The sequence below is a fragment of the Chryseobacterium sp. B21-037 genome (genome assembly GCF_028570785.1).
Taxonomy (GTDB): Bacteria; Bacteroidota; Bacteroidia; order Flavobacteriales; family Weeksellaceae; genus Chryseobacterium; species Chryseobacterium proteolyticum.
In genome coordinates this window covers 3,915,663-3,940,522 of record NZ_JALGCB010000001.1, presented here as the reverse complement: position 1 = coordinate 3,940,522, position 24,860 = coordinate 3,915,663, and the positions used below count along the sequence as shown (strand labels likewise).

General features: G+C 33.6%; 23 protein-coding genes. 19 read left to right on the top strand and 4 right to left on the bottom strand.

Annotation, left to right across the window (positions count from 1 at the left end):
- Positions 1 to 167: 167 nt before the first annotated feature.
- The 3 genes from infB to rimP all read right to left on the bottom strand — a co-directional run bounded on the left by infB (position 168) and on the right by rimP (position 4,926).
- The gene (infB, locus tag MTQ00_RS17640; protein WP_273650491.1) at positions 168 to 3,128 is read right to left on the bottom strand and encodes a translation initiation factor IF-2; all 2,961 of its coding nucleotides are present in this window, start codon (positions 3,126 to 3,128) and stop codon (positions 168 to 170) included.
- A gap of 78 nt (positions 3,129 to 3,206) precedes the next feature.
- Positions 3,207 to 4,442: a transcription termination factor NusA gene (gene nusA, locus MTQ00_RS17635; RefSeq protein ID WP_172282359.1), complete on the bottom strand. Its 1,236-nt coding sequence runs from the start codon at positions 4,440 to 4,442 to the stop codon at positions 3,207 to 3,209.
- A gap of 16 nt (positions 4,443 to 4,458) precedes the next feature.
- Positions 4,459 to 4,926 (bottom strand): ribosome assembly cofactor RimP, encoded by a 468-nt coding sequence (gene rimP / locus MTQ00_RS17630; protein WP_273650490.1) that lies wholly within the window; start codon positions 4,924 to 4,926, stop codon positions 4,459 to 4,461.
- Positions 4,927 to 5,140: 214 nt separating this feature from the next.
- Between rimP and MTQ00_RS17625 the strand changes: the two genes are divergently transcribed.
- From MTQ00_RS17625 to MTQ00_RS17535, 19 genes are all read left to right on the top strand, one after another.
- Positions 5,141 to 6,457 carry a UDP-glucose dehydrogenase family protein gene (locus tag MTQ00_RS17625; protein WP_273650489.1) on the top strand — a complete coding sequence of 439 codons (1,317 nt, stop codon included), beginning with the start codon at positions 5,141 to 5,143 and terminating at the stop codon, positions 6,455 to 6,457.
- 131 nt (positions 6,458 to 6,588) lie between these two features.
- Positions 6,589 to 7,668 (top strand): dTDP-glucose 4,6-dehydratase, encoded by a 1,080-nt coding sequence (rfbB, locus tag MTQ00_RS17620; protein WP_273650488.1) that lies wholly within the window; start codon positions 6,589 to 6,591, stop codon positions 7,666 to 7,668.
- A gap of 75 nt (positions 7,669 to 7,743) precedes the next feature.
- Positions 7,744 to 8,607: a glucose-1-phosphate thymidylyltransferase RfbA gene (rfbA, locus tag MTQ00_RS17615; protein WP_273650487.1), complete on the top strand. Its 864-nt coding sequence runs from the start codon at positions 7,744 to 7,746 to the stop codon at positions 8,605 to 8,607.
- 171 nt (positions 8,608 to 8,778) lie between these two features.
- Entirely contained in the window at positions 8,779 to 9,627 is an 849-nt protein-coding gene (locus tag MTQ00_RS17610) for an ABC transporter permease (RefSeq protein WP_273650486.1), read from the top strand.
- Between the two features lie 18 nt (positions 9,628 to 9,645).
- On the top strand, positions 9,646 to 10,908 hold the full coding sequence (locus tag MTQ00_RS17605; RefSeq protein ID WP_273650485.1) for an ABC transporter ATP-binding protein: 1,263 nt from the start codon (positions 9,646 to 9,648) through the stop codon (positions 10,906 to 10,908).
- 110 nt (positions 10,909 to 11,018) lie between these two features.
- Positions 11,019 to 11,420, top strand: a complete 402-nt coding sequence (locus tag MTQ00_RS17600; protein WP_273650484.1) for a sugar 3,4-ketoisomerase — start codon at positions 11,019 to 11,021, stop codon at positions 11,418 to 11,420.
- A complete protein-coding gene (locus tag MTQ00_RS17595) occupies positions 11,417 to 11,878 on the top strand; it encodes an acyltransferase (RefSeq protein ID WP_273650483.1) in 462 nt (153 codons plus the stop codon). Before MTQ00_RS17600 ends, MTQ00_RS17595 begins: the two co-directional genes overlap by 4 nt.
- Complete coding sequence (locus tag MTQ00_RS17590) at positions 11,871 to 12,971, top strand: DegT/DnrJ/EryC1/StrS family aminotransferase (RefSeq protein WP_273650482.1); 1,101 nt, start codon at positions 11,871 to 11,873, stop codon at positions 12,969 to 12,971. Before MTQ00_RS17595 ends, MTQ00_RS17590 begins: the two co-directional genes overlap by 8 nt.
- The gene (locus MTQ00_RS17585) at positions 12,971 to 13,945 is read left to right on the top strand and encodes a hypothetical protein (protein ID WP_273650481.1); all 975 of its coding nucleotides are present in this window, start codon (positions 12,971 to 12,973) and stop codon (positions 13,943 to 13,945) included. Before MTQ00_RS17590 ends, MTQ00_RS17585 begins: the two co-directional genes overlap by 1 nt.
- A 5-nt stretch (positions 13,946 to 13,950) precedes the next feature.
- The gene (locus MTQ00_RS17580) at positions 13,951 to 14,850 is read left to right on the top strand and encodes a glycosyltransferase family 2 protein (RefSeq protein WP_273650480.1); all 900 of its coding nucleotides are present in this window, start codon (positions 13,951 to 13,953) and stop codon (positions 14,848 to 14,850) included.
- A gap of 5 nt (positions 14,851 to 14,855) precedes the next feature.
- Positions 14,856 to 15,680, top strand: coding sequence for a glycosyltransferase family 2 protein (locus MTQ00_RS17575; RefSeq protein ID WP_273650479.1), 825 nt, complete (start codon positions 14,856 to 14,858; stop codon positions 15,678 to 15,680).
- Positions 15,677 to 16,615 carry a glycosyltransferase gene (locus MTQ00_RS17570; RefSeq protein WP_273650478.1) on the top strand — a complete coding sequence of 313 codons (939 nt, stop codon included), beginning with the start codon at positions 15,677 to 15,679 and terminating at the stop codon, positions 16,613 to 16,615. Before MTQ00_RS17575 ends, MTQ00_RS17570 begins: the two co-directional genes overlap by 4 nt.
- A 6-nt stretch (positions 16,616 to 16,621) precedes the next feature.
- A complete protein-coding gene (locus tag MTQ00_RS17565; protein ID WP_172282331.1) occupies positions 16,622 to 17,554 on the top strand; it encodes a glycosyltransferase family 2 protein in 933 nt (310 codons plus the stop codon).
- A gap of 17 nt (positions 17,555 to 17,571) precedes the next feature.
- On the top strand, positions 17,572 to 18,240 hold the full coding sequence (locus tag MTQ00_RS17560; RefSeq protein ID WP_273650477.1) for a hypothetical protein: 669 nt from the start codon (positions 17,572 to 17,574) through the stop codon (positions 18,238 to 18,240).
- A gap of 12 nt (positions 18,241 to 18,252) precedes the next feature.
- Positions 18,253 to 19,179, top strand: a complete 927-nt coding sequence (locus MTQ00_RS17555) for a glycosyltransferase family 2 protein (protein ID WP_273650476.1) — start codon at positions 18,253 to 18,255, stop codon at positions 19,177 to 19,179.
- Positions 19,180 to 19,236: 57 nt separating this feature from the next.
- Complete coding sequence (gene asnB, locus MTQ00_RS17550; RefSeq protein ID WP_273650475.1) at positions 19,237 to 21,033, top strand: asparagine synthase (glutamine-hydrolyzing); 1,797 nt, start codon at positions 19,237 to 19,239, stop codon at positions 21,031 to 21,033.
- Positions 21,030 to 21,968, top strand: coding sequence for a glycosyltransferase family 2 protein (locus MTQ00_RS17545; RefSeq protein ID WP_273650474.1), 939 nt, complete (start codon positions 21,030 to 21,032; stop codon positions 21,966 to 21,968). The genes asnB and MTQ00_RS17545 overlap by 4 nt, the downstream gene beginning before the upstream one ends.
- 5 nt (positions 21,969 to 21,973) lie before the next feature.
- Positions 21,974 to 22,915, top strand: coding sequence for a glycosyltransferase family 2 protein (locus MTQ00_RS17540; protein WP_273650473.1), 942 nt, complete (start codon positions 21,974 to 21,976; stop codon positions 22,913 to 22,915).
- Between the two features lie 47 nt (positions 22,916 to 22,962).
- Positions 22,963 to 23,901, top strand: a complete 939-nt coding sequence (locus MTQ00_RS17535) for a glycosyltransferase family 2 protein (RefSeq protein WP_273650472.1) — start codon at positions 22,963 to 22,965, stop codon at positions 23,899 to 23,901.
- Positions 23,902 to 23,968: 67 nt separating this feature from the next.
- Here the strand turns inward: MTQ00_RS17535 and MTQ00_RS17530 are convergent, their stop codons facing one another.
- Positions 23,969 to 24,739: a class I SAM-dependent methyltransferase gene (locus MTQ00_RS17530; protein WP_273650471.1), complete on the bottom strand. Its 771-nt coding sequence runs from the start codon at positions 24,737 to 24,739 to the stop codon at positions 23,969 to 23,971.
- Positions 24,740 to 24,860: the final 121 nt, after the last annotated feature.

Sequence of the window (24,860 nt, the reverse complement as noted above, 5' to 3'; positions counted from 1 at the left end):
ATATAAATATTAAATAAAAAAAACATTATTATAACTATTTAACTTAAATAATGATAATATAATAAAATGTTAAAAAAACAATTTAGAATCAATATAAATTATGTTTTTAAACAAAAAAAACCACTTTTATAAAAAAGTGGTTTTCAAATATTTAGATAATTAATAAATTATTTCAATTTCTTCTTCACTGCAACTTCTTCATATACTTCAAGAATATCGCCGATTTCAATATCGTTATAACCTTTTAAATTCAATCCACATTCGTAACCTTTGGTTACTTCTTTCACATCATCTTTAAAACGCTTTAAACTCTCCAGTTCCCCGTCAAATTTAACGATACCGTCTCTTAGAACTCTTACCTTAGCACTTCTTGTAACCTTCCCTGAAAGAACCATACATCCGGCAATTGTTCCCACCTTCGAAATTTTAAATACTTCTCTGATTTCCACATTACCAATTACCTGTTCTTTAATTTCAGGAGAAAGCATACCTTCCATTGCCTCTTTTACCTCATCAATAGCTGCATAAATTACAGAATAAGTTCTGATCTCAATTTCTTCCTTATCTGCTAATTCTTTAGCATTACCACCAGCCCTAACATTAAATCCAATGATAATAGCATCCGAAGCTGTAGCTAAGTTAACATCAGATTCTGTAATCTGACCAACTCCCTTATGTAAGATATTAACACTGATCTCTTCCGTTGACAACCTTTGCAATTGATCTGATAACGCTTCAACAGAACCATCCACGTCACCTTTCAGGATTATATTCAACTCCTTGAACTCACCTAGAGCAATTCTTCTTCCAAGTTCTTCAAGCGTTGTATGTTTCTTAGTTCTGATAGAAAGCTCTCTTTGAAGCTGCTCTCTCTTATTGGCAATAGTTTTTGCCTCACTCTCATCAGCATAGACTTTAAATTTATCCCCTGCTGTTGGAGCACCATCCAGACCTAAAATAGTAACCGGGATTGATGGCCCTGCCTCTTTAAGGTTTCTACCACGTTCATCAAGCATTGCTTTCACTTTACCATGGTTTTTCCCTGCAAGTACATAATCACCAACTCTTAAAGTTCCGGTTTGCACCAGCATCGTAGCTACGTATCCTCTTCCTTTATCTAAAGAAGCTTCAATTACAACTCCCTGAGCATTTCTATTCGGATTAGCTTTCAGTTCAAGCATTTCTGCCTGAAGCAACACTTTCTCCAATAAAAGATCAATATTATTACCAAACTTCGCAGAAATTTCCTGCGCCTGAACATTACCACCCCATTCTTCAACCAAAATATTCATACCAGATAATTGCTGACGGATATTATCAGGATTTGCACCCGGCTTATCAACTTTATTCAAAGCGATAATCATTGGTACACCTGCTGCCTGCGCGTGAGAGATCGCCTCTTTAGTCTGAGGCATTACATCATCATCGGCTGCAATTACAATAATAGCAATATCGGTAATCTGAGCACCCCTTGCTCTCATAGCCGTAAAGGCTTCGTGACCAGGAGTATCCAGGAAGGTAATCCTCTGCCCGTTTTCTAACTTCACATTATATGCTCCAATGTGCTGTGTAATACCTCCTGATTCACCAGCGATAACATTGGTTTTTCTGATGTAATCAAGTAAGGATGTTTTACCGTGGTCAACGTGTCCCATTACGGTTACAATTGGTGCTCTTGGAGAAAGATCCTCCTCTGCATCCATATCTTCTTCAGATTCTGCTTCTTCAAGATCAGCATCCGAAAACTCAATTTTATAACCAAATTCATCAGCTACCAATAATAAGGTATCAGCTTCAAGTCTCTGGTTCATAGTTACCATAACACCTAGAGAGAAACATGCGGAAATAACTTCTGTTGGAGAAACGTTCATCAAACTGGCAAGTTCCCCTACTGTAATAAATTCAGTAACTTTTAATGTTCTATCCTGTGCATCAATCTCTTGCTGACGTTCATCCTGCTCTCTACGATAAGTTCTCTTATCTTTTCTATGCTTAGCAGATTTAGATTTACCTCCTTTATTAGTTAACTTCTCAAGGGTTTCTTTAATCTGATTCTTTACTTGCTCATCAGTTAGCTCCACAGGCATTGTTCTTTGCCCCGGTCTATTATTCTGACCCCCTTTCTTGAATCCACCACCCTGACCTTGTGGACGGTTTCCTTGATTGTTATTATTGTACGGACGGTTTCCACCAGGACCACCTTGACCTTGCGGGCGATTACCTTGGCCACCCTGACCTTGTGGGCGGTTGCCTTGATTACCCCCTTGCGGACGGTTTCCTTGCCCCCCTTGCTGATTGTTTCCTCCAGCCTGTTGATTGTTCCCTGTATTCTGTTGATTAGGTCCTCCAGGTTTTTCAATCCTTTTTCTTTTCTTCTTCGCACCTGAGTTAGGCTTAGGAGCAAATTGCGTTAAATCAATTTTTTCACCAACAATCTTAGGTCCGTCTAATTTTTGATAAACGGTTTCAATTTTCTGAGGCTCCTGAGATTGCTCGTCATCTTTTACAGATTCTTCCTTCACAGCATCAATTGGTTTGGCCTCAGTTTCAACAACTGGTTTTGGAGTTTCTTTCACAACTTCAATTGGTTTTTCTTCAGCTTTTTTCTCCTCCACTTTTGGTTTATCTTTTTTAACTGGTCTGTTTCTTGACTCTATTTGTGACAAGTCAATTTTATCCAGAACTTTAAATTCCTGTTTCTCTGTAGCTGCTTTAGTTTCAGGTTCCGGTTCTGACACTATCTCTTCCTTCTTCTCAACCGGAGGAGTTACAGGAACAACCGGAGCCTCAGAAATCTCTTCAGCCTCAGGTTTCTTAGAATCCAAATCTATTTTACCTAAAATTTTAGTTTCTGGTTTATTAGCTTTAGCTCTTATTACTTCAGGGGTTTTCTTTTCTTCTATTTCCAGTTTTTCTTCCGGAACTTTAATGATCACCACCTCATGGGAAGCTTTACGTTGTTCGCCATCCTTGGCAAACTCAGCCTCCAATGCAGAATATGCCGCTTCTTCTAATTGAGCGTTAGGATTGTTTTCAACCTCGAAATCCTTTGACTGTAAAAACTCTACTAATCTGGACATCGAAATGTTGAATTCCTTAACCGCTTTATTTAATCTTATTTTTGGCATTTATATTATTTACTGTTTTTTTAATTTCTAAAATTAAAGTATTTCTTTTTTACTTTTTATTAAAATTTATTTAAAATCTTAATCTTCAAATTCTTCTCTCAGAATGCGCTTTACATCTTCGATGGTTTCTTCTTCAAGGTCAACCATATTTAAAAGACTTTCAGTATCCTTATCCAATACTGATTTCGCAGTAGTAAGACCTACTTTCTTAAATTCATCCAAAATCCACTGCTCGATATCGTCATTAAATTCTCTCAAATCAACATCGTCATCCTCGCTAGACTCTCTATAAACATCTATTTCATACCCTGTCAACCAAGAAGCCAGTCTGATATTTTGACCTTGCTTTCCAATTACTTTAGAAATTTCTTCTACAGGTGTATAAACTAACGCATAGCTACTGTTCTCATTGATGTCTATTTTGTTAATTGTAACGTTACCTAACGCTCTCTTAACTAAAATTTCAGGATTTTTAGACCACTGAATAACATCTATATTTTCATTTTTCAACTCTCTTACAACCCCATGAATCCTGGATCCCTTTACACCCACACAAGCACCAACCGGATCAATTCTATCATCATAAGCATCTACGGCAATTTTAGCCTTTTCACCAGGAATTCTTACCACTTTTTTAAGCATAATCGTTCCATCCTGAATCTCAGGAATCTCCAGCTCCAATAATTTCTCAAGGAACTTAGGTGCAGTTCTGGAAATAATAATTTGTGGCTTTGAACCTTTAAAATCAACTGACTCTACGATAGCTCTGATGTTCTCTCCTTTTTTAAAGAAGTCAGAAGGAATCTGGTTTTCTTTTGGTAAAATAAATTCATTACCCTCATCATCTAACAAAATTACATGTTTGTGACGAATATGATGAATTTCTCCAACAACAATCTCTCCAATTCTGTCTCTGAACTGCTCATACAACATTGCATTATTATGCTCCTGAAGTTTTGTAGCGAGAATCTGCTTCAAAGTTAATATATTTCTTCTTCCCAGCTGTGCAACAGGAATCTCCATTGTAAAGTCTTCCCCTACTTCAAAAGTCGGATCGATTTTTTTAGCTTCAGAAATTTCAATTTCCAAATCATCGTCTTCCGACATCTCATCCTCTACGATTGTTTTATTTAAAAATATCTGAAAATCCCCCTTATCAGGGTTTACAATCACATCAAAATGATCATCTGAATCAAACCTTTTTCTCAAAAGAGTTTTCAGTGAATCTTCAATAATTGCCATAAGATCAATTTTACTGATCCCTTTTTCGTCTTTAAAATCACCAAAGGATTCAATCAACGCTATATTATCCATTTATTCTTTTTTCTTTTTAAAATTTAATTACTACTAATGCTTTTTTTATCTCAGAGTAAGGAATTTCCTTTTCCTCCTCCACATCTACTTTACCCTTTCCAATATCTTTTGGTTTTCGGTATCGTAAAATAAGTGTGATTTTTTCTTCATCCACTTTTGACAATTCACCTTCTATTTTAGAAGAATCCTCAAGAACAATTTCAATTTCTCTTCCTATATTTTTGTTAAACTGTCTGGGAGTAGATAATGGTTCGCTTAGTCCCGCAGACATAACCTGAAGACTAAAATCATGTTCTTCACGATCCATATTGAACTCTATTGCCCGGCTTGCATCAAGACAATCCTGCAAAGAAACTCCATTATCACCATCTAAAATCACTGTAATATCATCCCCTGCAGAAAACTTCAGATCAATAAGAAATAAATCTTTTCTGGTTTCAAGGAATTCATTTAATAATTCTTCAATTTTCTTTCTAAACTCCATAATTTTATGCTTGATTTACAGTACGAAAAAAGGCTTTCTTCCGAAGCCTTCCCATTTTTTTCCGTAAATCCAATGCAAATATAAGATTTTTTTTCTAAAAAAGCAAAATCATCTTATTATCAGATAAATAACCCGACAATGTATTAACATTAAATTTAAAGAGGGGTTGACAGTATTTTTATTATTTTTGTGATGAATTTTAAAAACAAACATTTTGAATATAACAATTGTAGGAACAGGTTATGTAGGATTAGTTACCGGAACTACCCTTGCAGAACTTGGCAATTCAGTATACTGTGTTGACATTGATGAAAAAAAAGTTGAAGGCATGAAAAACGGCATTGTTCCCATATATGAGCCGAACCTTGAAGAGATGTTCCATAGAAACATTCAGTCTCAAAGGTTATTTTTCACCACCAATTTAAAAGAAGCATTAGATAAAAGCGAAGTCGTATACCTTGCTTTACCTACTCCTCCCGGGGAAGACGGATCTGCTGATCTTTCTTATGTGTTGAGTGTTGCCAATAGTATTGGCGAACTGATGACTGAATATAAGGTCATTGTTAACAAAAGTACAGTTCCCGTGGGAACGGCAGAAAAAGTAAGAGAAGTTATTTCTTCAAAAACAAACATTCCTTTTGATGTTGTTTCCAATCCGGAATTTTTAAGGGAAGGCTTTGCTGTAGAGGACTCTATGAACCCTGCAAGAGTTGTTGTCGGATCAAGTTCAGAGAGAGCTAAAAATATCATGTCCAAGATATATCAGCCTTTTACCAATACAGGAATTCCTATTATATTCATGGATGAAAAATCGTCTGAACTTACCAAATATGCATCAAACTCATTTTTAGCGGTGAAAATTACATTCATGAATGAGATTGCCAATTATTGTGAAAAAGTAGGCGCTGATGTTGACAAAGTAAGACTGGGAATGGGAAGTGATGACAGAATTGGTCACCGCTTTTTGTTTCCCGGAATTGGGTATGGGGGAAGTTGTTTCCCTAAAGATGTGAAGGCATTAATTAAATCTGGGAAGCAGGAAGATTTTAATTTCCAGATTTTAGAAGCTACAGAAAATGTAAATACAACTCAAAAAGTTATTCTGGTTTCTGATATTGAAAAATATTTCGGAGGAGATCTTAATGGAAAAAAGATTGCAATTTGGGGACTAGCTTTTAAGGCAAATACCGATGACATACGTGAAGCTTCCTCTTTGGACAACATTAATCTTTTGTTGAAAAAAGGAGCTAAAATAACCGCGTATGATCTAGTCGCGGAAAACAATGTTCGTCAGATTATTGGAGACCAGATCCAATATGCAAAAACGATGTACGATGCTTTAGAAGGAGCTGACGCATTATTTATTGCTACGGAATGGCCGGAATTCAAAAATCCTAATTTTGATCTGATGGTCGAAAAAATGAACAATAAAGTTATATTTGACGGAAGAAATATGTATCCTTTGGAGGTTCCCAAACAACATGGATTCTATTATAAAAGTATTGGAAGACAAACTATCCCGAATCCATAAGCTCAATAACAAAAACAAAGTACCGTTTATTTTCTGTATAAAAAATTCAATACCCTATATTTATAATAGCAGGTATAGAATTTATATTAATACCTTAGTAACTTTAATCTTAACTGTTTCAAAATATTAAAATGAAAAATATAATTATTACGGGAGGAGCAGGTTTTATTGGCTCCCACGTTGTTAGAGAATTTGTCAAGAATAACCCTAACACCACGATAATCAATCTGGACGCCCTTACTTATGCTGGAAATTTAGAAAATTTAAAAGATATCGAAAACGAACCCAATTACGTTTTTGAAAAAGCAGACATAACAAAACCGGAAGAATTAAGAATAATTTTTGAAAAATATAACCCTGATGCTGTTATACATTTAGCTGCAGAAAGTCATGTAGACAGAAGTATTACTGACCCCATGGCTTTTATTAATACGAATGTAAATGGTACTGCCAATCTTCTTAACTTGTGTAAAGAATTCTGGACGCTTAATCCCGAACATACCCATGGAAGATTTCCAGATGAAATCAGAAAGAATTTATTCTATCATGTTTCCACGGATGAAGTATACGGCAGTTTAGGAGAAACTGGTTTCTTCCTGGAAACAACATCTTACGATCCACAATCTCCTTATTCCGCTTCTAAAGCAGCTTCTGATCATTTAGTAAGAGCTTATGGAAATACCTACGGAATGCCTTTTATCGTATCCAACTGTTCAAACAATTATGGTCCCAATCACTTCCCGGAAAAGTTGATTCCTCTTTGTATTTCCAATATTATTAATGAAAGACCGTTACCTATTTATGGCGATGGTAAATATACCCGCGACTGGTTATTTGTTATTGATCATGCAAAAGCAATTCATCAGATATTTAATGAAGCCAAGACAGGTGAAACTTATAATATCGGAGGATTTAATGAATGGCAAAATATTGATCTGGTAAAAGAATTAATCAAGCAAATGGATGCAAAACTTGGAAAACCATCTGGTTACTCTGAAAAATTAATCACTTTTGTAAAAGACAGACCAGGCCATGATAAGCGTTATGCTATTGATGCATCAAAGCTGAATAAAAACCTGGGATGGAAACCATCAGTGACATTTGAGCAGGGATTATCAAAAACAATTGACTGGTATCTTGAAAACAAAGAGTGGTTAGAAAACGTAACCTCGGGAGATTATCAAAAATACTACGAAAAACAATACAACTAAACCATCAAAAAATAATCATTTCACCAAATGCAATGTTCCAATAGAACATAATTGAAAAAATAAAAAAACAAATACATGAAAGGAATAATTTTAGCCGGTGGTTCCGGTACTAGACTTTACCCTCTTACCATTGCAGTAAGTAAACAGTTAATGCCTGTTTATGACAAACCAATGATATACTATCCTTTATCTACATTATTATTAGCGGGAATAAGGGATATACTAATTATAACAACCCCTCATGACCAGGAAGGTTTCGTTAAACTACTAGGAGATGGATCTCAGATAGGTTGCAATATTCAATATGTGGTGCAGCCAAGCCCGGATGGTCTTGCTCAGGCTTTTATTCTTGGAGATTCTTTCATTGGGAATGATCCGGCAGCACTAGTATTGGGAGATAATATTTTTTATGGATCTGAAATGGGAACCCTTTTAAAAAACAAAACAAATCCTGATGGCGGAGTTGTCTTTGCCTATCACGTTTCCGACCCCGAAAGATATGGAGTTGTAGAGTTTGACGATGATTTTAAAGCTGTTTCTATAGAAGAAAAACCTACACATCCAAAATCCAATTATGCAGTTCCCGGTTTATATTTTTATGACAATGAAGTTGTTGAAATTGCAAAAAACATACAACCTTCTGCACGAGGTGAGCTTGAAATTACAGATGTAAATAATGTTTATCTTAAAAAAGGCAAGCTGGAAGTTGGGGTTTTGGACAGAGGGACAGCGTGGCTTGACACCGGAACTTTTGATTCTCTTCATGATGCTTCAGAGTTTGTAAGTGTTATTGAAAAGAGACAAGGATTTAAAATCGGATGTATTGAAGAAATTGCATTTAGAAATAAATTTATTAACGAGGAAAAGTTATTACAGACAGCTTTAAAGTACGGAAAAAGCGGATATGGCAAATACCTTACGCAACTCGTAAACAAATAATCTTAAATCAGGAATTTATAAAGCTGTTATCTTCAATGATTACAGCTTTTGTTTATAATAATAAATATCAATATATTAGTTATTATTTTTAGTTTTTACATGAATAACAATTCATAATATATAGAACTATGAGAAAATTAATTATTATAAATTTGCATAAACTTAACACAAATGAATGAACCACAACAAAAGTGGACAGAAACCATTGAGGCCAACCATACTTTATTTGACTTAAGGCTCAAAGAAGTATGGAGATATAAAGATCTTATTTATATGTTTGTGAAAAGGGATTTTATATCCAGTTTCAAACAAACGATTCTGGGACCTATATGGTTTTTTATTAATCCGATTTTCACCACAATTACGTATCTGATTGTTTTTGGGAAACTTGCTAACTTACCTACAGACGGTGCACCACCATTGCTATTTTATCTAGCTGGGGTTACTCTTTGGAACTATTTTTCAGGTGCACTACTTGGTACTTCAAATACATTTGCAGGAAATGCGGCTATCTTCGGAAAGGTATATTTCCCGAGACTTGTCACCCCTATTTCAATTGTAATTTCAAATTTAATGCGTCTTGGTGTTCAATTCTTTTTGTTCATCATTGTTTGGGGATACTATCTCGCTAAAGGAGATATTCATTTTAACATATGGATCTTGGCTACTCCGCTTTTGGTCGTTCTTATGGCCCTTTTCGCATTAGGTGTTGGTATGATCTTTTCTTCTCTTACAACAAAATACAAAGACCTTAACATGCTATTGGGCTTTGGTGTAAGCTTATACATGTATGCAACTCCGGTTATCTATCCTGTATCATCGCTACCCGGATATTTTAAAAAGTTAGCCTATTACAACCCATTAACCGGTATTTTTGAATGTTTTAAGTATGGATGGTTAGGTGTTGGAGATTTTTCACCATTGATGCTTGGAATAAGTACTATAATCATCCTTATTCTTTTGGGGATAGGAGTTGTTGTTTTCAATAAGGTTGAAAAAACATTTATGGATACTGTATAATTATTAAACTAAAAAAATATGCTCGCTTTAAAAGCAGAAAATATATCAAAACAATATCGTTTAGGACAAGTTGGAACAGGCACACTTTCTCATGACCTTAATAGATTCTGGTACAGGTTAAGAGGTAAAGAAGATCCTTATTTGAAAATTGGAGAAGCTAATGATAGAACTTCAAAAGGAGATTCCGAATATGTTTGGTCACTTAGAGATATTAATTTCGAAACAAAGCAAGGGGATGCTTTAGGAATTATTGGCAGAAATGGTGCAGGAAAATCAACACTATTAAAACTTTTAAGTAAAGTTACCAAACCCACAACGGGAAAAATCTACACCCAAGGAAGAATAGCTTCTTTGCTTGAGGTTGGAACTGGCTTCCATCCGGAAATGACAGGCAGGGAAAATGTATTTTTAAATGGGGCAATTTTGGGTATGACCCGAAAGGAAATCACAAGAAAGTTTGATGAGATCGTTGATTTTTCTGGCGTAGAAAGGTATATAGATACTCCGGTAAAAAGATATTCATCAGGTATGTATGTACGTCTGGCATTTGCTGTGGCTGCCCATTTAGAATCGGAAATTCTTATTGTAGATGAAGTTTTGGCTGTTGGAGATGCAGAATTTCAAAAAAAATGCCTGGGGAAAATGGGTGATGTCACCAAAGGAGAAGGAAGAACTGTACTTTTTGTAAGTCATAATATTACTGCTATTAAAGAGCTTTGTAACACTGCATTATTATTAGATAAAGGCTTATTAATTAATCAAGGGGATATTAATAAATGTATTATAGAATATCAAAAAAATAATGAAGCCAAATTTTTCTACAATTATTTGGATGATCCTATAAAACTTGAAAATGAAAAGATTTTAATTAAATCCTTCAAAACCGAACCAATTAATGGAGATATGATTAATATAAAGTCGGGTATCCTTGTAACTGTTTCTTTTATGTCAAAGATGGCGAATGTCGATATTGATCTTTCCTTTCTTCTTAAAAATAGCCACGATCTTACAGTAATGAGTACTGGACTGATGTTAAGTACTAACAGAGAATCTCAAAAAGGAGATTATACTGTTACATTTGAAATACCTCCATATACCCTTAATGAGGATTCCTATTATTTTGATTTTTTCTGGGGTGTTAATAGATCAGACATAGCATTCAGAACACAAATTTTTGGTTTTGAAGTAAATGGAATGCAAAATCAATTCGGGGAAATAATTAAATCTCCAGGAGTTTTATTTCCAAAAATCACACATAATGTAAATTATGAGAAAATGTAAAAATAATGGATATCTGGATAACATATTATTAAAGTCCATTACATCCTTTGTTATATAAAATTTATACATTTACTTGAAATAATTTATTACTAACTAATTATATTCATTCGATGGATATCCCACATATCATAAATTTTTCTAAAATTGGCTCCCAGGATTTGGGATATATTACTGTTGCAGAAACACAAAAAGACACTCCTTTTGAAATAAAGAGAGTTTACTGGACTTATTATACTCCTCAGGATGTTATAAGAGGAGGTCATGCACATAAAGAACTTCAACAAGTGATATTTGCAACCTCTGGTATTATAGAATTTAACACGCTTGATCTTCAGGGAAATAGAGAAACTTTCATTTTAGATTCACCTTCGAAAGGCCTCTATATTCCTAAACTAATTTGGAGAGACATCAAGTTTAGCCACAATGCTGTACTCCTGTGTTTAGCATCTGAACTTTATGATGAGAAAGATTATTTCAGAGATTTTGAGGAATTTAAAAATTATAAAAAATGATTCACTCTCTGGCTGATGTACAATCTCAAAACATAGGTGAAGGAACCTACATATGGCAATTCTGCGTCATTCTTAAAGACGCAGAAATTGGAAGTAACTGTAATATCAATTGTCAGGTATTTATAGAAAATAAGGTAATTATAGGGAATAATGTAACAATAAAGCCCGGTGTTCAGATCTGGGATGGAATTACAATAGAAGATGATGTTTTTATTGGCCCTAATGCAACTTTCACGAATGACCTGTTTCCAAAATCCAAAAATAAGCACTTTAAACTGGAACATACATTGATAAAAAAAGGAGCATCTATTGGTGCAAACGCAACCATACTGGCAGGTGTGACAATTGGAGAAAATTCGCTTATCGGAGCAGGGAGTGTTGTTACCAAAAACATTCCTGCCAATGAAATCTGGGTTGGAAATCCAGCAAAATTTTTAAAGAAAAATACTCATGATTAAATTTCTTGATTTACAGAAAATAAATCTTACCCATCAACAAGAAATTGAAGATGCCATCTTAAGTACTTTCCGTTCCGGATGGTATTTATTGGGTGATAGAATAAAAACATTTGAAACAGAGCTTGCTCAATATTGCGATGTTCCTCATGCCATTGGCGTGGCAAATGGGTTAGATGCATTAAGGTTAATTTTCAGAGCTTATATTGAGCTTGGTATTATGACTGAAGGAGATGAGATTCTTGTTCCCGCCAATACCTATATTGCTTCTATCCTTGCCATCACAGATAATAAATTAGTTCCGGTTTTAGTAGAACCAGATCTTAATACTTACAACATTGACACTTCTAAAATAGAAGAAAAAATTACTTCACGGACCAGAGCAATTCTACTTGTTCATTTATATGGGAGTATTGTATTTTCAGAGAAAATACAACAAATTTCAGAAAAATATAATCTAAAAATAATTGAAGATAATGCTCAAACAATTGGAGCATTGTGGAAAAACAAAAAATCAGGAAGTTTAGGAGATGCTGCAGGATTCAGCTTTTATCCAGGGAAAAACCTTGGAGCTATAGGAGATGCCGGCGCTGTCACTTGTAAAGACAATGAATTGGCGACTTGTGTGAGAACTTTGGCAAATTACGGTTCTCAAAAAAAATACGTTAACCAATATCGTGGTTACAATTCGCGTTTAGACGAAATTCAGGCTGCTGTGTTATCTGTAAAATTAAAATATTTAGACGCAGAAAATTACGAACGAAAAAAAATTGCAGATAGATACCTTAAGGAAATTATAAATCCAAAGATTATTCTCCCTCAACATAAATTAGAAGAAAACAGCCATGTATATCACCTTTTTGTAATCAGAACAGAAGATAGGGATAAGCTGCAAAAGTATCTTGAAGAAAATGGAATCCAAACCCTCATACATTATCCCATTCCACCTCATCATCAGGAAGCATACTCAGAATGGAAGGAACTTAGTCTGCCTGTTACCGAAAAGATTCATAATGAGGTTTTAAGTTTACCAATTTCCCCAGTAATGACAGATGGGGAAATTTTAAAAGTTATACAAACCTTAAATGCATTCTAATGGTTCTCAATATAATATTTTCTTACAATCGTGCGATTCAGTTAGATTACTTATTACAATCTACTTTAAAACATTTTAAAACAGATTCAAAAATCGTTGTTTTATATCATACGAGTGGACCTCATAAGGAAGGATATGAGCTTCTTAAGAAAAAATATGCAGAACAGCGTGTAAATTTTATTGAAAGAAAGAGTGTTATTTTCGATTTATCTTATTTCAAATCACTTAATTCAAAAAAAGATTGGGAATTCTTCAAGAAAAAAAATTTATTTAATAAAAACGGAGATAATTTCAAAGGATTACTTCAAAAAATCATTCGCAACAGCAATTGTGAATTCCTAATGTTCAACACAGATGATGGAGTTTTTTATGATGATATTACAATTCCGAAAGAAGTGTTTGACATCATAAGAGCCAATCCTGAAAATGCTTCTTACAGATTGTACGTTGGTGAAAATTTGGAAGGACAACCATCATATCTTGAGAAAAAGAACAACTATTATCAATGGGATTATTATACCGATACGGCTATTCATCACTGGTCTTATCCTTTTTCTGTTGATGGAACAATCTATAATTCCAAAGGACTTCTTAAGCATCTCGAAAAAATGGTTTATCATAATCCGGTAACCCTTGAAGAAAATGGATTTCAGTATATTAAACAACGTAAACTTTTCCGCATTGGTTTAAGTCCATTAACATCCAAGTTAGTAGCAACTAAATTGAACAGGGTGTCGGTAGACTCACTTAATCCGACAATTCACATAAAACCGGATTTCCTCAACGAAAAATTTATTGCTGGCTACACGTTAGAGCTAGTGATTCCAAAGAAAATCGACAATGCGAATATAGTCCCATCTGAAATCTATCTGGTAAAGAAAGATCAAAGAGAACTTATTTATTCCTTAGATGCTCACGGAGAAAAGGTACAGAGTTTGTTAGGTATTGAAGGGGCAAAGGAACAATTAGAATAATTATTTTGGAAAAAAAAGGGTTAGTAAGTATTATAGTTAGTAGCTATAATCATGAAAAGTATATTAACGAATGTCTGGATAGTATTAAATCACAGACCTATCCATACATAGAATTGATTCTTGCAGACGATTTTTCACCGGATGATTCAGTTTCTGTATATGAAAATTGGCTTAAAAAAAATAACTATTCAGCCAAAACCAATTTTCAGAAAAAAAATACTGGCCTTTCAACTATGCTGAACAATTGTATGAATCTTGTAGAAGGAGAATACATAAAAATAATTGCAGCCGATGATTTTCTCCATCCTGAAGCGATAGAAAAATGTGTAGCAGAACTGGAAAGACTAGGTGATGGGTTCGGAATGGTATTCACAGACACATATGGAGTAGATGAAAATTCAAACAGCATTCCGGATATCGCAGATTATAACTCGCTGGGAAATATTGATAAAGACCTTTTTAGGAAACAATTAATTAAGAGCAACAGAATTGCTGCCCTAACAGTTCTCATGCGAAAAAAAGCCCTTGTAGATACAGGAGAATATAAATCAGATTTTTTAGTGGAGGATTATTTTAGATGGCTAAAGATAAACGCTCTTTATTACATAGCTTACATTCCTCAAAAACTAGCTTATTACAGAATTCATGATAATAATCTTTCTTCTGCTAAAAAAGAAAGAATAGAGATGGAAACCTTGATTCTTCAGATGATGTTTGATAAAAATGGTGATATAAAAGATAAAATAAACGGAATAACACAGAAACATTATATATCGGGTGAAAAATTACCTTTGCAATATCTCAAAGCCTACAAAAATTATCCTTTTAAAGTAAAACGATTATATACTGCCATGCATTATAAGCTACCGGTTCCATTATTTAAACTTTTAAATAAAATCATTTAAAAAAAATGAATCCAGAAATTTCCATAATCGTTCCATGCTACAATCAGGCTCAATTTCTTGATGAATGCTTAGAAACAGTTCTTGATCAAAATTATGAGAACTGGGAATGTATTATTGTAAATGACGGTTCTCCGGATAACACAGAAGAGATAGCAAAAAAATGGATTGAGAAAGACCCTCGTTTTCAGTATATTTATAAAGAAAACGGAGGATTATCTTCAGCCAGGAATGCGGGTATAGAAATCTCAAAAGGAACATGGATATTACCATTGGATGCCGATGATAAAATAAGCAGCCGGTACCTTGATTTAGCTGCAAAAGAATTTAATAAAGGATATACAATTATCTATTGTGAAGCAGAAAAATTTGGTTCAGAAAATGGAAGTTGGGAACTACCGGCCTATAGCAGAAAGATGCTTGCCGTAAAAAACATGATTTTTTGTTCTGCTTTCTTTAAAAGAGAGGACTGGATGATGGCAGGAGGCTATGATACTAACCTTATTTACGGATGGGAGGACTGGGATTTCTGGATTTCTCTTTTGAAGGAAAAAGGTGATGTTTTCAAAATTAAAGAAGTAGGGTTTTATTATAGAATTAAAGAAATATCTATGATAAAAGAAATGTCGGCAAATGGTAATTCAAAGAAATTGTATACTCACAATATAATCTATAGAAAACATATAGAGTTTTTCACGAAGGAGCTAGGAAGTTTTGAAAATTTATTTGAAGCTAATGAAAAGTTAACCTCCGAAAACAAACACCTAAAAGCTATTTTAAACAGTAAAAGGTATGTTTTAGTAAGTAAAGTTTTTAAATTTTTCAAATTATGAAGGTATCAGTAGCACTGTGTACATACAATGGTGAAAAATATTTGTCCACTCAGCTAGATAGCATTTTACATCAGACTTTGATTCCTGATGAGCTGATCATCTGCGATGACGGTTCTACTGACCGAACAATTGAAATTTTAAGCACTTATGAGAAAAAGTATCCTGAGATTATCAAAGTATTTACAAACGAAACCAATTTAGGATTTATAAGAAATTTTGAAAAAGCGATCTATTTATGCAATAATGAAATCATAATTATTAGTGATCAAGACGATGTATGGGAAAAGAACAAGATAGAGGAGACGATTCTTTTCTTCCAGAAAAACCCTGATTCCGATGGAGTATTTCATGATTTAAAACTAATCGATGAAAATAGTGTTCAGCCATCATATCTTAATTGGAAAAATATAACACACGAAAATATTATTAATGACATTCGGGAGCATAAGCTTTTTGTTTCATTAGTAAGTAAAGGTAGTTTTATTCTGGGTTGTGCACTTGCCATAAGAAAAAATGCACTTGAAAAATACAATATCAAAGATTTTCCAATGGCTCATGATTATTTTATTGTACAAATACTGAGTATTAAAAATAAATTGGGATTCATTCCAAAAGCCCTTTCTTCCTACAGACTTCATCCTGGTCAGGTATATGGGCTCAGATATAATTCTGAGAAATCTGAGGCACCCTCCAGTCTTTCGAGACACCAACAGTATTTTAAAAATTATGTATGGCCATATTTAAAATCTATTGAAAGGCTTCAGGAAATAAATCCTAAAGAGGATCCTCAAAAAACAGAAATATATTCTGCCTTTATTAAAAATAGGAATTCTTATTTGAAAACAATGAACTTTCTTGACAAGAAGATATATATAGCGAAATGTATTCGTCATAAATATTTAGACTTGAAATTGTCAGACCTGTTTACAATCTAACTCATTATGGATATCAGTATTTGCATCACTACATATAAACATGAAAAGTATATCAAAGAATGTCTGGAAAGTATTTTTTCCCAGGAATTTTCCGGTTCCTATGAAATTATTGTATGCAATGACAATTCTCCCGACAACACAGAAGATATTATTAATCAACTTATTACCACACACCCCAAAGGTAACAGAATCAAATATTTTAAAAACATACCCAATTTAGGTTATGTTAAAAATACTCTATTTTCTTTTTCAAAAGCTTCAGGAAAATATATTGCTATTCTAGATGGAGATGATCTGTGGATTGACCATTCAAAAATTCAAAAGCAATTTGATTTTTTGGAATCTCATCCCGATTTTTCAGCTGTAGGAGCAGATTCCAAGGTTGTTTATGAAGATACTCCAACCCCAAGCCATAGCTTTACTGATCATCCGGGAGATGAATTGTTAAAAGATGATTTAACCGATCTGAAAATATGTCAGACATCCACCTTTTTTTTTAGAAAATCGATATTAAAGGATGACTTTCCAACGGATATTATTTCCGCAGACAGATGTTTATATTTATTGGCAGGTTGCTATGGTAAAGTAAAAATATTTCCGGAACAAATGAGTACCTACAGACAATTTGGAGCCAGTATTTCAAAAAATGTAACTTCAGAAGTCATGAAAAAAGATTTTGCTATTATTCCCTTTATAAAAAAATATAACTCAGATTATAGCCAATTAAAACTTAAGAGCTATTTTTATTATACCCTTATGTCTTATTCAAATATGATAAGCAAAATCGATTTTTTTAAGGCGAGCATTGGTTATTTTTTTTATAATGTTTTGTCTAAATTTTCCTTTACTCCGACCAAATTATACCATACCATTAAATGGAGCAGAAGAACAATTAAACAAAAATATCAGATAAAAAAACAAAACAATAGTTTTGTATAGATTAATAAACACAAAATATGATTATAGGAAACGGGCTTATTGCTAATTCATTAAAAAATATTGATACTGAAGATGTTCTTTATTTTGCTTCTGGTGTTTCAAATTCCCTTGAAACTAAAGAAACCGAATTTAAAAGAGAATTTGATCTTTTAAGCAACGCCCTTGTAAATAATAAAGAAAAGAAATTGGTATATTTTTCCACTCTAAGTGTACATGATCAATCAAAGCAGAAAAGCAATTATGTATTACATAAGCTTGAAATGGAAAATTACATTAAGAATAAATCTAATAATTATCTTATCTTAAGAATTGGAAACATTGTAGGAAAAGGAGGTAATCCCAATACTCTTTTCAACTTTCTCAAAACAAAAATTAAAGATAACAGTAGATTTACAGTTCACCGTAATGCCAGAAGATTGTTATTAGATATTGATGATATTTCAGGCTTTCTTGATACTACATGCAGATCTGTAAAAAACGAAACAATCAATTTTGCATTTCCTTATTATTATAACTTAAGAGAGATTGTCAATGCTATTCAGGATCAGATACAACAGGAAGCTTACTATGATGAGGTCGAAGAAGGAGATTTTTATAAAGTAACTTTTGACCAAAATACGGATGCTTTTTTCTCAGGAGTAAAACCTGATGTCTATTTAAATAATTTAGCTCAAAAGTATATTTAAAAATAAAAAATAGTGATACCTAAGATTTATTTTATTATTGTTACCTACAATGCCATGAAATGGGCAGAAAGATGCTTTACAAGTCTAAGAGAATCTTCTGTACCTGTACAGTGCATTGTTATTGATAATGGATCTACTGATGGCACACAGGAATATATAAAAGAAAAATTTCCTGAAATACAATTTATTCAGTCCCCAGAAAACTTAGGATTTGGAAAAGCTAATAACATCGGAATTGAGAAAGCATATAAGGATGGTGCAGATTTCTTTTATTTAATGAATCAGGATGCATGGTTATATCCGGATAGTATAAAGAACCTCCTGCAAGTCTACAATACCCACCCCGATCAAAACGACATTGGAATTATAAGCCCAATGCAGGTAGACGGATCAGAAAAATACCTGGATATTTTTTTAGATAAATATATAGCTCAGAACTGTGATAAGACGAGATTAATCTCTGATCTTTATTTTCAAACAATAAAACCTTTCTACGAAATCAATTTTATTAACGCAGCACATTGGCTTCTACCGAAGCAAACGATAGAAACAGTTGGCGGATTTAATCCTTATTTTTTCCACTATGGCGAAGATAATGAATATGTAAATCGGGTTCATTTTCATAAAAAAAAGATCATCCTCGTGCCCTCTAGTAAGGCAGTGCATGATGGAGTACAGTTACTGAATAAGATTGATTACAATAAGTATAAAGATCTGCGTATTGAAACAAATATTATAAATCCAAACTTACCTAACGCTCTACAACTGGAGAAAAAATCACTGAAACAGAGTATTTTCAAAAACCTTTTACTAGGGAACAGAACCGAATATAAAAAATTATCTCACCGATATAAAAAAATATCCCAAGAGGAAAAAACACTTATTGATATTCGAAATAAGGTAAAACAGGAAGGTCCTTCTTTTCTCAATCTTTCGTAAATTAGTCCCAAGAGATGGAATTTTTTTTAACAAAATGGTGATGAAAAAACAAAACAAATGTGTGGAATAGCAGGAATTATCAGCAATAATGCCAGAAATTATACAGAAGAAATCCAAAAAATGACTGATGCAATTGCACATCGTGGCCCGGATTCTTCCCATTATGAATTTTATGATCATATTGCTTTGGGACATCGCAGATTATCAATCATCGATTTATCTGAAAATGGAATACAACCCATGTACTCCAACACAAAAAACGAATGCATCGTTCTGAATGGTGAAATTTACGGTTATCTTGACATCAAAAAAAGGTATGCCGAGTATCCATACCATGGAAGTTCCGATACGGAGGTGATTTTAGCCATGTATCAAAGGAAGCAGGAAAACCTCATTCATGATCTTCCCGGGATGTTTGCATTTGCTATTTGGGATGAACAAAAGCAACAGTTGTTTTGCGCCCGTGATCGTTTTGGAGAAAAACCTTTCTTTTATGCTATTGGACATAACAATGAATTTATTTTTGCCTCAGAAATCAAAGCAATCCTTGCTTCCGGACTTATACAATCTAAGGTAAATCCTGATGCATTAGGACACTATCTCCAGAATGGATATGTAAACACATATCAAAGTATATATGCTAATATCTTTGCACTTCCTCCAGCCCATCAACTCATCTGGAAGGATGGAAAAATTGAAGTTTCACGCTATTATAATTTACCTGCGAAAGACAGAGTTATAAGCTTATCTGATGCTAAAGAAGAATTTTTATACCTTTTAAAAAATGCGGTTAAAAAACAGCTCATAGCAGATGTGGAAGTGGGAAGCTTTCTAAGTGGAGGACTCGACTCTTCCTCTATTGTTGCATTAGTTAATGAGTTTTTACCTAAACAAACTACTATTAGTTTTGGCTATGATCATAAAGATAGCGAGCTGAAATACGCAAAAGAGATTGCTGAAAAGTACAACACCAATCACATTGAAGTTCATGAAAAAAAACAGGATATAGCAGCGTCACTTTTAAAAGTTTCGCCCTTTCTGGATGAGCCCTTTGCTGATATTTCTTATCTCCCACATTATGAAATCTGTAAGAACGCAAGAAAGAATCTCACCGTTGTTCTATCAGGAGATGTTGGTGATGAATTATTCGGGGGATACCATTTTTATAAAGTTGAAGATCAACTAAGAAATCATTTTAGCTATAAAAACATCATCGCAAAATTTGGATTAAAGCTTTATCAGAATTTTAGAAAGACTTCTTTTGTTACCCAAAAGAATCTACAATATTCTTCTGTTTTGGATTTTCATCAGAATTCTGTGAGAAATGCATTTAATAAAAATGAACAAAAGCTTTTGGGAATCTCAACAGATTATCATCAGTCTTATAGTTTTATTCCTGACCCTGATTCTCTGAATGATATTATGAGGGTAGATCTTGAAAATTATGTACCTGGCAATATGATGATGAAATCCGATAGGATGGCAATGGCTAATTCGCTGGAAGTTAGAACCCCTTTTCTCGATATGGATTTTGCTGAATTTTGCATCCAACTTCCGGAACAATTGAAATTAAAAGATGATGACGATAAAATCATACTCCGTGAAGCTATGGGGTCGTATTGGACTGAGACTATAAGAAAACGGCATAAGCAAGGATTTGGAATGAGCATTAAGGCATGGTTTGAAGAAGAGTCACTCATTAACCTTTCCAACGACCTGCTCAAAGATCCTAATCAGAAAATCTTTGACTATATTGATTTTGATAATGCTCAAAAATTTCTGAATAACGATCATAAACATTGGAATTTATTACAGCTTGCTTTATGGGCTTATAACAATAAATCTATATTATGATGCTTGAAATCTCAGTAATTATTCCTGTATATAATGCAGCTGAGTTTTTAGAAAAATCAGTTCAGTCAGCATTACAATTTGAAGAAGTAAAAGAAGTTATTTTAGTCGAAGACAAATCAATTGACAATTCACTGCAAATCTGTAAAAAATTAGCTAGTGAAAACAACAAAATCATCCTTCTTCAACATCCTGATAAAGAAAATCATGGCGCTGCTGCCTCGAGAAATCTCGGGATGCAAAAATCCACAGGAGACTTTATCTCATTTTTAGATGCAGACGATTATTATTTACCCAATCGTTTCGATGCCGAAAAAGAAATATTTAAAGATCCTAAAATAGAGGGGATCTTTGGTGCTATTGGTATAGAATATCTAACCGAAAAGGGGAGACAGGAATTTCAGTCTAAGTTTAATGATACCTTTCTTACCACAGTAAATTATCCCGCAGAAGGCATGGAGGTTTTTAAAGGACTTCTTGGATTAACACCTAAAACTTTCGGTACGTTTTTTCACTTAAATGCACTCACTATAAGAAGACATCCTATCGATACACATAACCTCAGGTTCAATGAACTTCTAAGGGTTCACCAGGATTCGGATTTTATAATTAAACTGACTTATCATTGTTACTTAAAGTCCGGGATTATAGATAAACCTGTCGCCATTCGAGGCATACATGATGACAACAGAATCACTAAAATTATTAAATATTCTCCTCAATACAATCAAAGGCAACTTCTTTTCTGGAAATCATTATATGATTGGGCTGAGCAACAAAATATTTCCTCTGAATCCAAAGAAAAAATTTATTTAAAGTATAAGTCCTTTGATTTATCTCAAAAAACAGGACTCATAAAATATTATAATATCTTTATTGAAGCAATTAAAAACCCCAATATATTAAAAACACAATATCGATTTAACTATCAAAAATAGATGAAATGAAAATCTCAGTAATTATTCCTGTATATAACGCTGAAAAGTATGTTTCTCAGGCAGTGGAGTCAGCAATAGTGCATGATGAAGTATTCGAGGTGATTTTAGTAGAAGATGCATCACCGGATTCTTCTTTAGAAGTTTGTAAGGAATTAATCTCAAAGCATGATAAAGTTAAATTATACCAACATCCGGATAAAAAAAACCATGGAGCCGGCCCCAGTAGAAATCTTGGGATAGAAAAATCTACTGGAGACTTTATCGCCTTTTTAGATGCTGATGATTATTATCTCCCCAATCGTTTTGAAGCGGAAAAAAAGCTTTTTATAAATCCTGAAGTAGAAGGAGTTTATGGTGCAATCGGCGTTCATTATTATTCGGAAAAAGCAAAAGAACAGTATTATAAGCTTTTCAAAGACTCACTTACCACCGTATATAAAAAACATAGCCCAAAAGATGTTTTTCCCGGATTAATTCATAAACTTGGAAGTTTTGGACTCTTCAGTTTGGATGGGCTGACCATCAGAAAAGCTTCGATGATAAGAAAACTAAATCCATTATTTAAACCGATGAAGCTTCACGAAGACACGGAATTCTTATTTCGTTTGTCTTATTATCTTGAACTATATCCTGGAATTATTGAACAGGCAATAGCAATGAGAGGAGTACACGAAAGTAACAGAATTACTAAAGTAGATTCCAATAAAACCAAGCCTGCAATTTCAAGGACTATCCTCTGGAATGAAACTTATAAGTGGGCAAAAGATGAAGCAACCATATCTGATGATATTAAAATTCATATCAAGAGAATGCAGCGCAGTTTTGAAATTGCTAATGCCCCTAAACTAAAAAAATGGGGTATGATAATCAAATATTTAGTGACAGATTATGAAAGTATAAAGTCTGGATTATATAATATTAACTTCAGATATTCATTAATTTCGTAATCTTGTATAATATTATATCGTTTGCCTGTTTAAATTAATTGATCATAATGAAAATATCTGTCATTATACCTGTTTACAATGCAGAGAATTACATCTCTCAAGCTGTGCAATCAGCTCTTCAGTTTGAAGAAGTATTTGAAGTAATTCTTGTGGAAGATAAATCTCCGGATAATGCATTGGTCGTTTGTCAAAGACTGGTGGAAGAGCATGACAGAGTAAAATTATATCAGCACCCTGATAAACAAAATCATGGTGCCGGAGCATCTAGAAACCTGGGAATCCAAAATGCCACAGGTGATTTTATCGCCTTTTTAGATGCAGACGATTATTACTTACCCAATCGTTTTGATGCAGAAAAAGAGCTTTTTCAAAATCCTGATGTTGAGGGGGTATATGGAGCAATTGGTGTACACTATTATTCAGAAAAAGCTAGGGAACAATACTATAAGGTTTTTGAAGACCGCCTGACCACTGTTTATAAAAGACATAATCCCCAAGATGTATTTCCCGGCCTTCTTAATATGAAAGGAAGTTTTGGTCTTTTTAGTCTGGATGGATTAACAATAAGGAAAAGTGCTTTATCAAAAGTAGGACAATTATTCAAAACTCAATTAAGACTTCATCAGGATACTGAATTCATCTTCAGACTATCGTTCTATCTCCGCCTTTATTCTGGGCTATTGAATACTGCAGTTGCAGTAAGAGGAGTTCATGAAAATAACAGAATTACACAGGTAGACGTTGGTAAAATAAAACCTTCATCCACCAGAATTATGCTCTGGAGAGAAGTCAATAATTGGGCACAGCATGAAAATTTGATTTCAAATGATATAAAGAAACATATTGAAAGGACTCTCCGAAGTTACCAGATTGCAGAAGCTTCTGTTCCCAGAAAATGGGGGATGATCACAAAATATTTGTTTACAGATTTCCGAAGCATTAAATCTGGATTGTATAATATTAACTTTAGAAAGTATTTACTTTAGTATCTTTTTAATATATCAAAATTTCATTACTATAAGAAAATAATCTATACTATTGTTCTGATATAATTTACTTGATAAAAATTCCTACAAACTTATTATCCATTTCAATAATGGTCGTTTCAATATTATTTTTTTCACAGAAATCCTGATAGGCTGAATTATCACCGATATCATCACTAATAAACACTCCTCCACTCCTTAAATGGGAATAGAGCTCATTATAAGCCCATGACATCCCGTTATAACTCTTGTCTGAATCGTAATGAATAACATCAAAAATTTTATTCTCAACAAAAATTTTCGGCAAAGATTCTTTATCTGCAAAACGGAATAGTTTCCAGTTTCTTTTAAGATTTTCAGGAACTACATATCCAACATATTGATCTCCATTTTGTCCCAGGTAAGGCATATCGGAACTGTACAAGGTTCCATTTCTTTTTTCCAGAGAAAGCAATGATGCCAATGAGGACCATCCATAGGCTACTCCTGTTTCTACTACATTTTTCGCCTGCGAAAATTCACATGCATAATAAATAAGTTCTAAGGCTCCAGGTCCTCCCATTTTTATTGGACACTCCTTCTCTCGTTGCACAGCATAATCTAAAATTTCACGATAACTGGATTCAAATGAAAATGTATTTATGCCAAAAAGCTTTGTTATAGCATCTCTCTGGGAAATTGCTTTTGATCTTGCCCAAAAATTTGTTTTTTCCTTTCCTTTAAACGCATTATTTCGGTTAACTGTATTTTTTAAAATTTTCCTACCCAGTTCAGGATAGAGATCCGGCCTTTTAAGATAGGCTACAAATGTTGTAAAAACTCTTTTTAATTCTCCCATCGTGTTACTTTACACAAAAATATATTTTTTTTTAGTTACATTTGTTTAAACTAAAATCAATTTTAGTACTCAAATGATAAAAATTAGTGTAAGGTACTTGCAAAAGATCTGCCAATAATTT

Excerpts from the sequence above, each read along its gene's own strand:
- infB (WP_273650491.1), bottom strand. The coding sequence starts at position 3,128 with ATGCCAAAAATAAGATTAAATAAAGCGGTTAAGGAATTCAACATTTCG.
- nusA (WP_172282359.1), bottom strand. The coding sequence starts at position 4,442 with ATGGATAATATAGCGTTGATTGAATCCTTTGGTGATTTTAAAGACGAA.
- rimP (WP_273650490.1), bottom strand. The coding sequence starts at position 4,926 with ATGGAGTTTAGAAAGAAAATTGAAGAATTATTAAATGAATTCCTTGAA.
- rfbB (WP_273650488.1), top strand. The coding sequence starts at position 6,589 with ATGAAAAATATAATTATTACGGGAGGAGCAGGTTTTATTGGCTCCCAC.
- rfbA (WP_273650487.1), top strand. The coding sequence starts at position 7,744 with ATGAAAGGAATAATTTTAGCCGGTGGTTCCGGTACTAGACTTTACCCT.
- MTQ00_RS17610 (WP_273650486.1), top strand. The coding sequence starts at position 8,779 with ATGAATGAACCACAACAAAAGTGGACAGAAACCATTGAGGCCAACCAT.
- MTQ00_RS17605 (WP_273650485.1), top strand. The coding sequence starts at position 9,646 with ATGCTCGCTTTAAAAGCAGAAAATATATCAAAACAATATCGTTTAGGA.
- MTQ00_RS17600 (WP_273650484.1), top strand. The coding sequence starts at position 11,019 with ATGGATATCCCACATATCATAAATTTTTCTAAAATTGGCTCCCAGGAT.
- MTQ00_RS17595 (WP_273650483.1), top strand. The coding sequence starts at position 11,417 with ATGATTCACTCTCTGGCTGATGTACAATCTCAAAACATAGGTGAAGGA.
- MTQ00_RS17590 (WP_273650482.1), top strand. The coding sequence starts at position 11,871 with ATGATTAAATTTCTTGATTTACAGAAAATAAATCTTACCCATCAACAA.
- MTQ00_RS17585 (WP_273650481.1), top strand. The coding sequence starts at position 12,971 with ATGGTTCTCAATATAATATTTTCTTACAATCGTGCGATTCAGTTAGAT.
- MTQ00_RS17575 (WP_273650479.1), top strand. The coding sequence starts at position 14,856 with ATGAATCCAGAAATTTCCATAATCGTTCCATGCTACAATCAGGCTCAA.
- MTQ00_RS17570 (WP_273650478.1), top strand. The coding sequence starts at position 15,677 with ATGAAGGTATCAGTAGCACTGTGTACATACAATGGTGAAAAATATTTG.
- MTQ00_RS17565 (WP_172282331.1), top strand. The coding sequence starts at position 16,622 with ATGGATATCAGTATTTGCATCACTACATATAAACATGAAAAGTATATC.
- MTQ00_RS17560 (WP_273650477.1), top strand. The coding sequence starts at position 17,572 with ATGATTATAGGAAACGGGCTTATTGCTAATTCATTAAAAAATATTGAT.
- asnB (WP_273650475.1), top strand. The coding sequence starts at position 19,237 with ATGTGTGGAATAGCAGGAATTATCAGCAATAATGCCAGAAATTATACA.
- MTQ00_RS17545 (WP_273650474.1), top strand. The coding sequence starts at position 21,030 with ATGATGCTTGAAATCTCAGTAATTATTCCTGTATATAATGCAGCTGAG.
- MTQ00_RS17540 (WP_273650473.1), top strand. The coding sequence starts at position 21,974 with ATGAAAATCTCAGTAATTATTCCTGTATATAACGCTGAAAAGTATGTT.
- MTQ00_RS17535 (WP_273650472.1), top strand. The coding sequence starts at position 22,963 with ATGAAAATATCTGTCATTATACCTGTTTACAATGCAGAGAATTACATC.
- MTQ00_RS17530 (WP_273650471.1), bottom strand. The coding sequence starts at position 24,739 with ATGGGAGAATTAAAAAGAGTTTTTACAACATTTGTAGCCTATCTTAAA.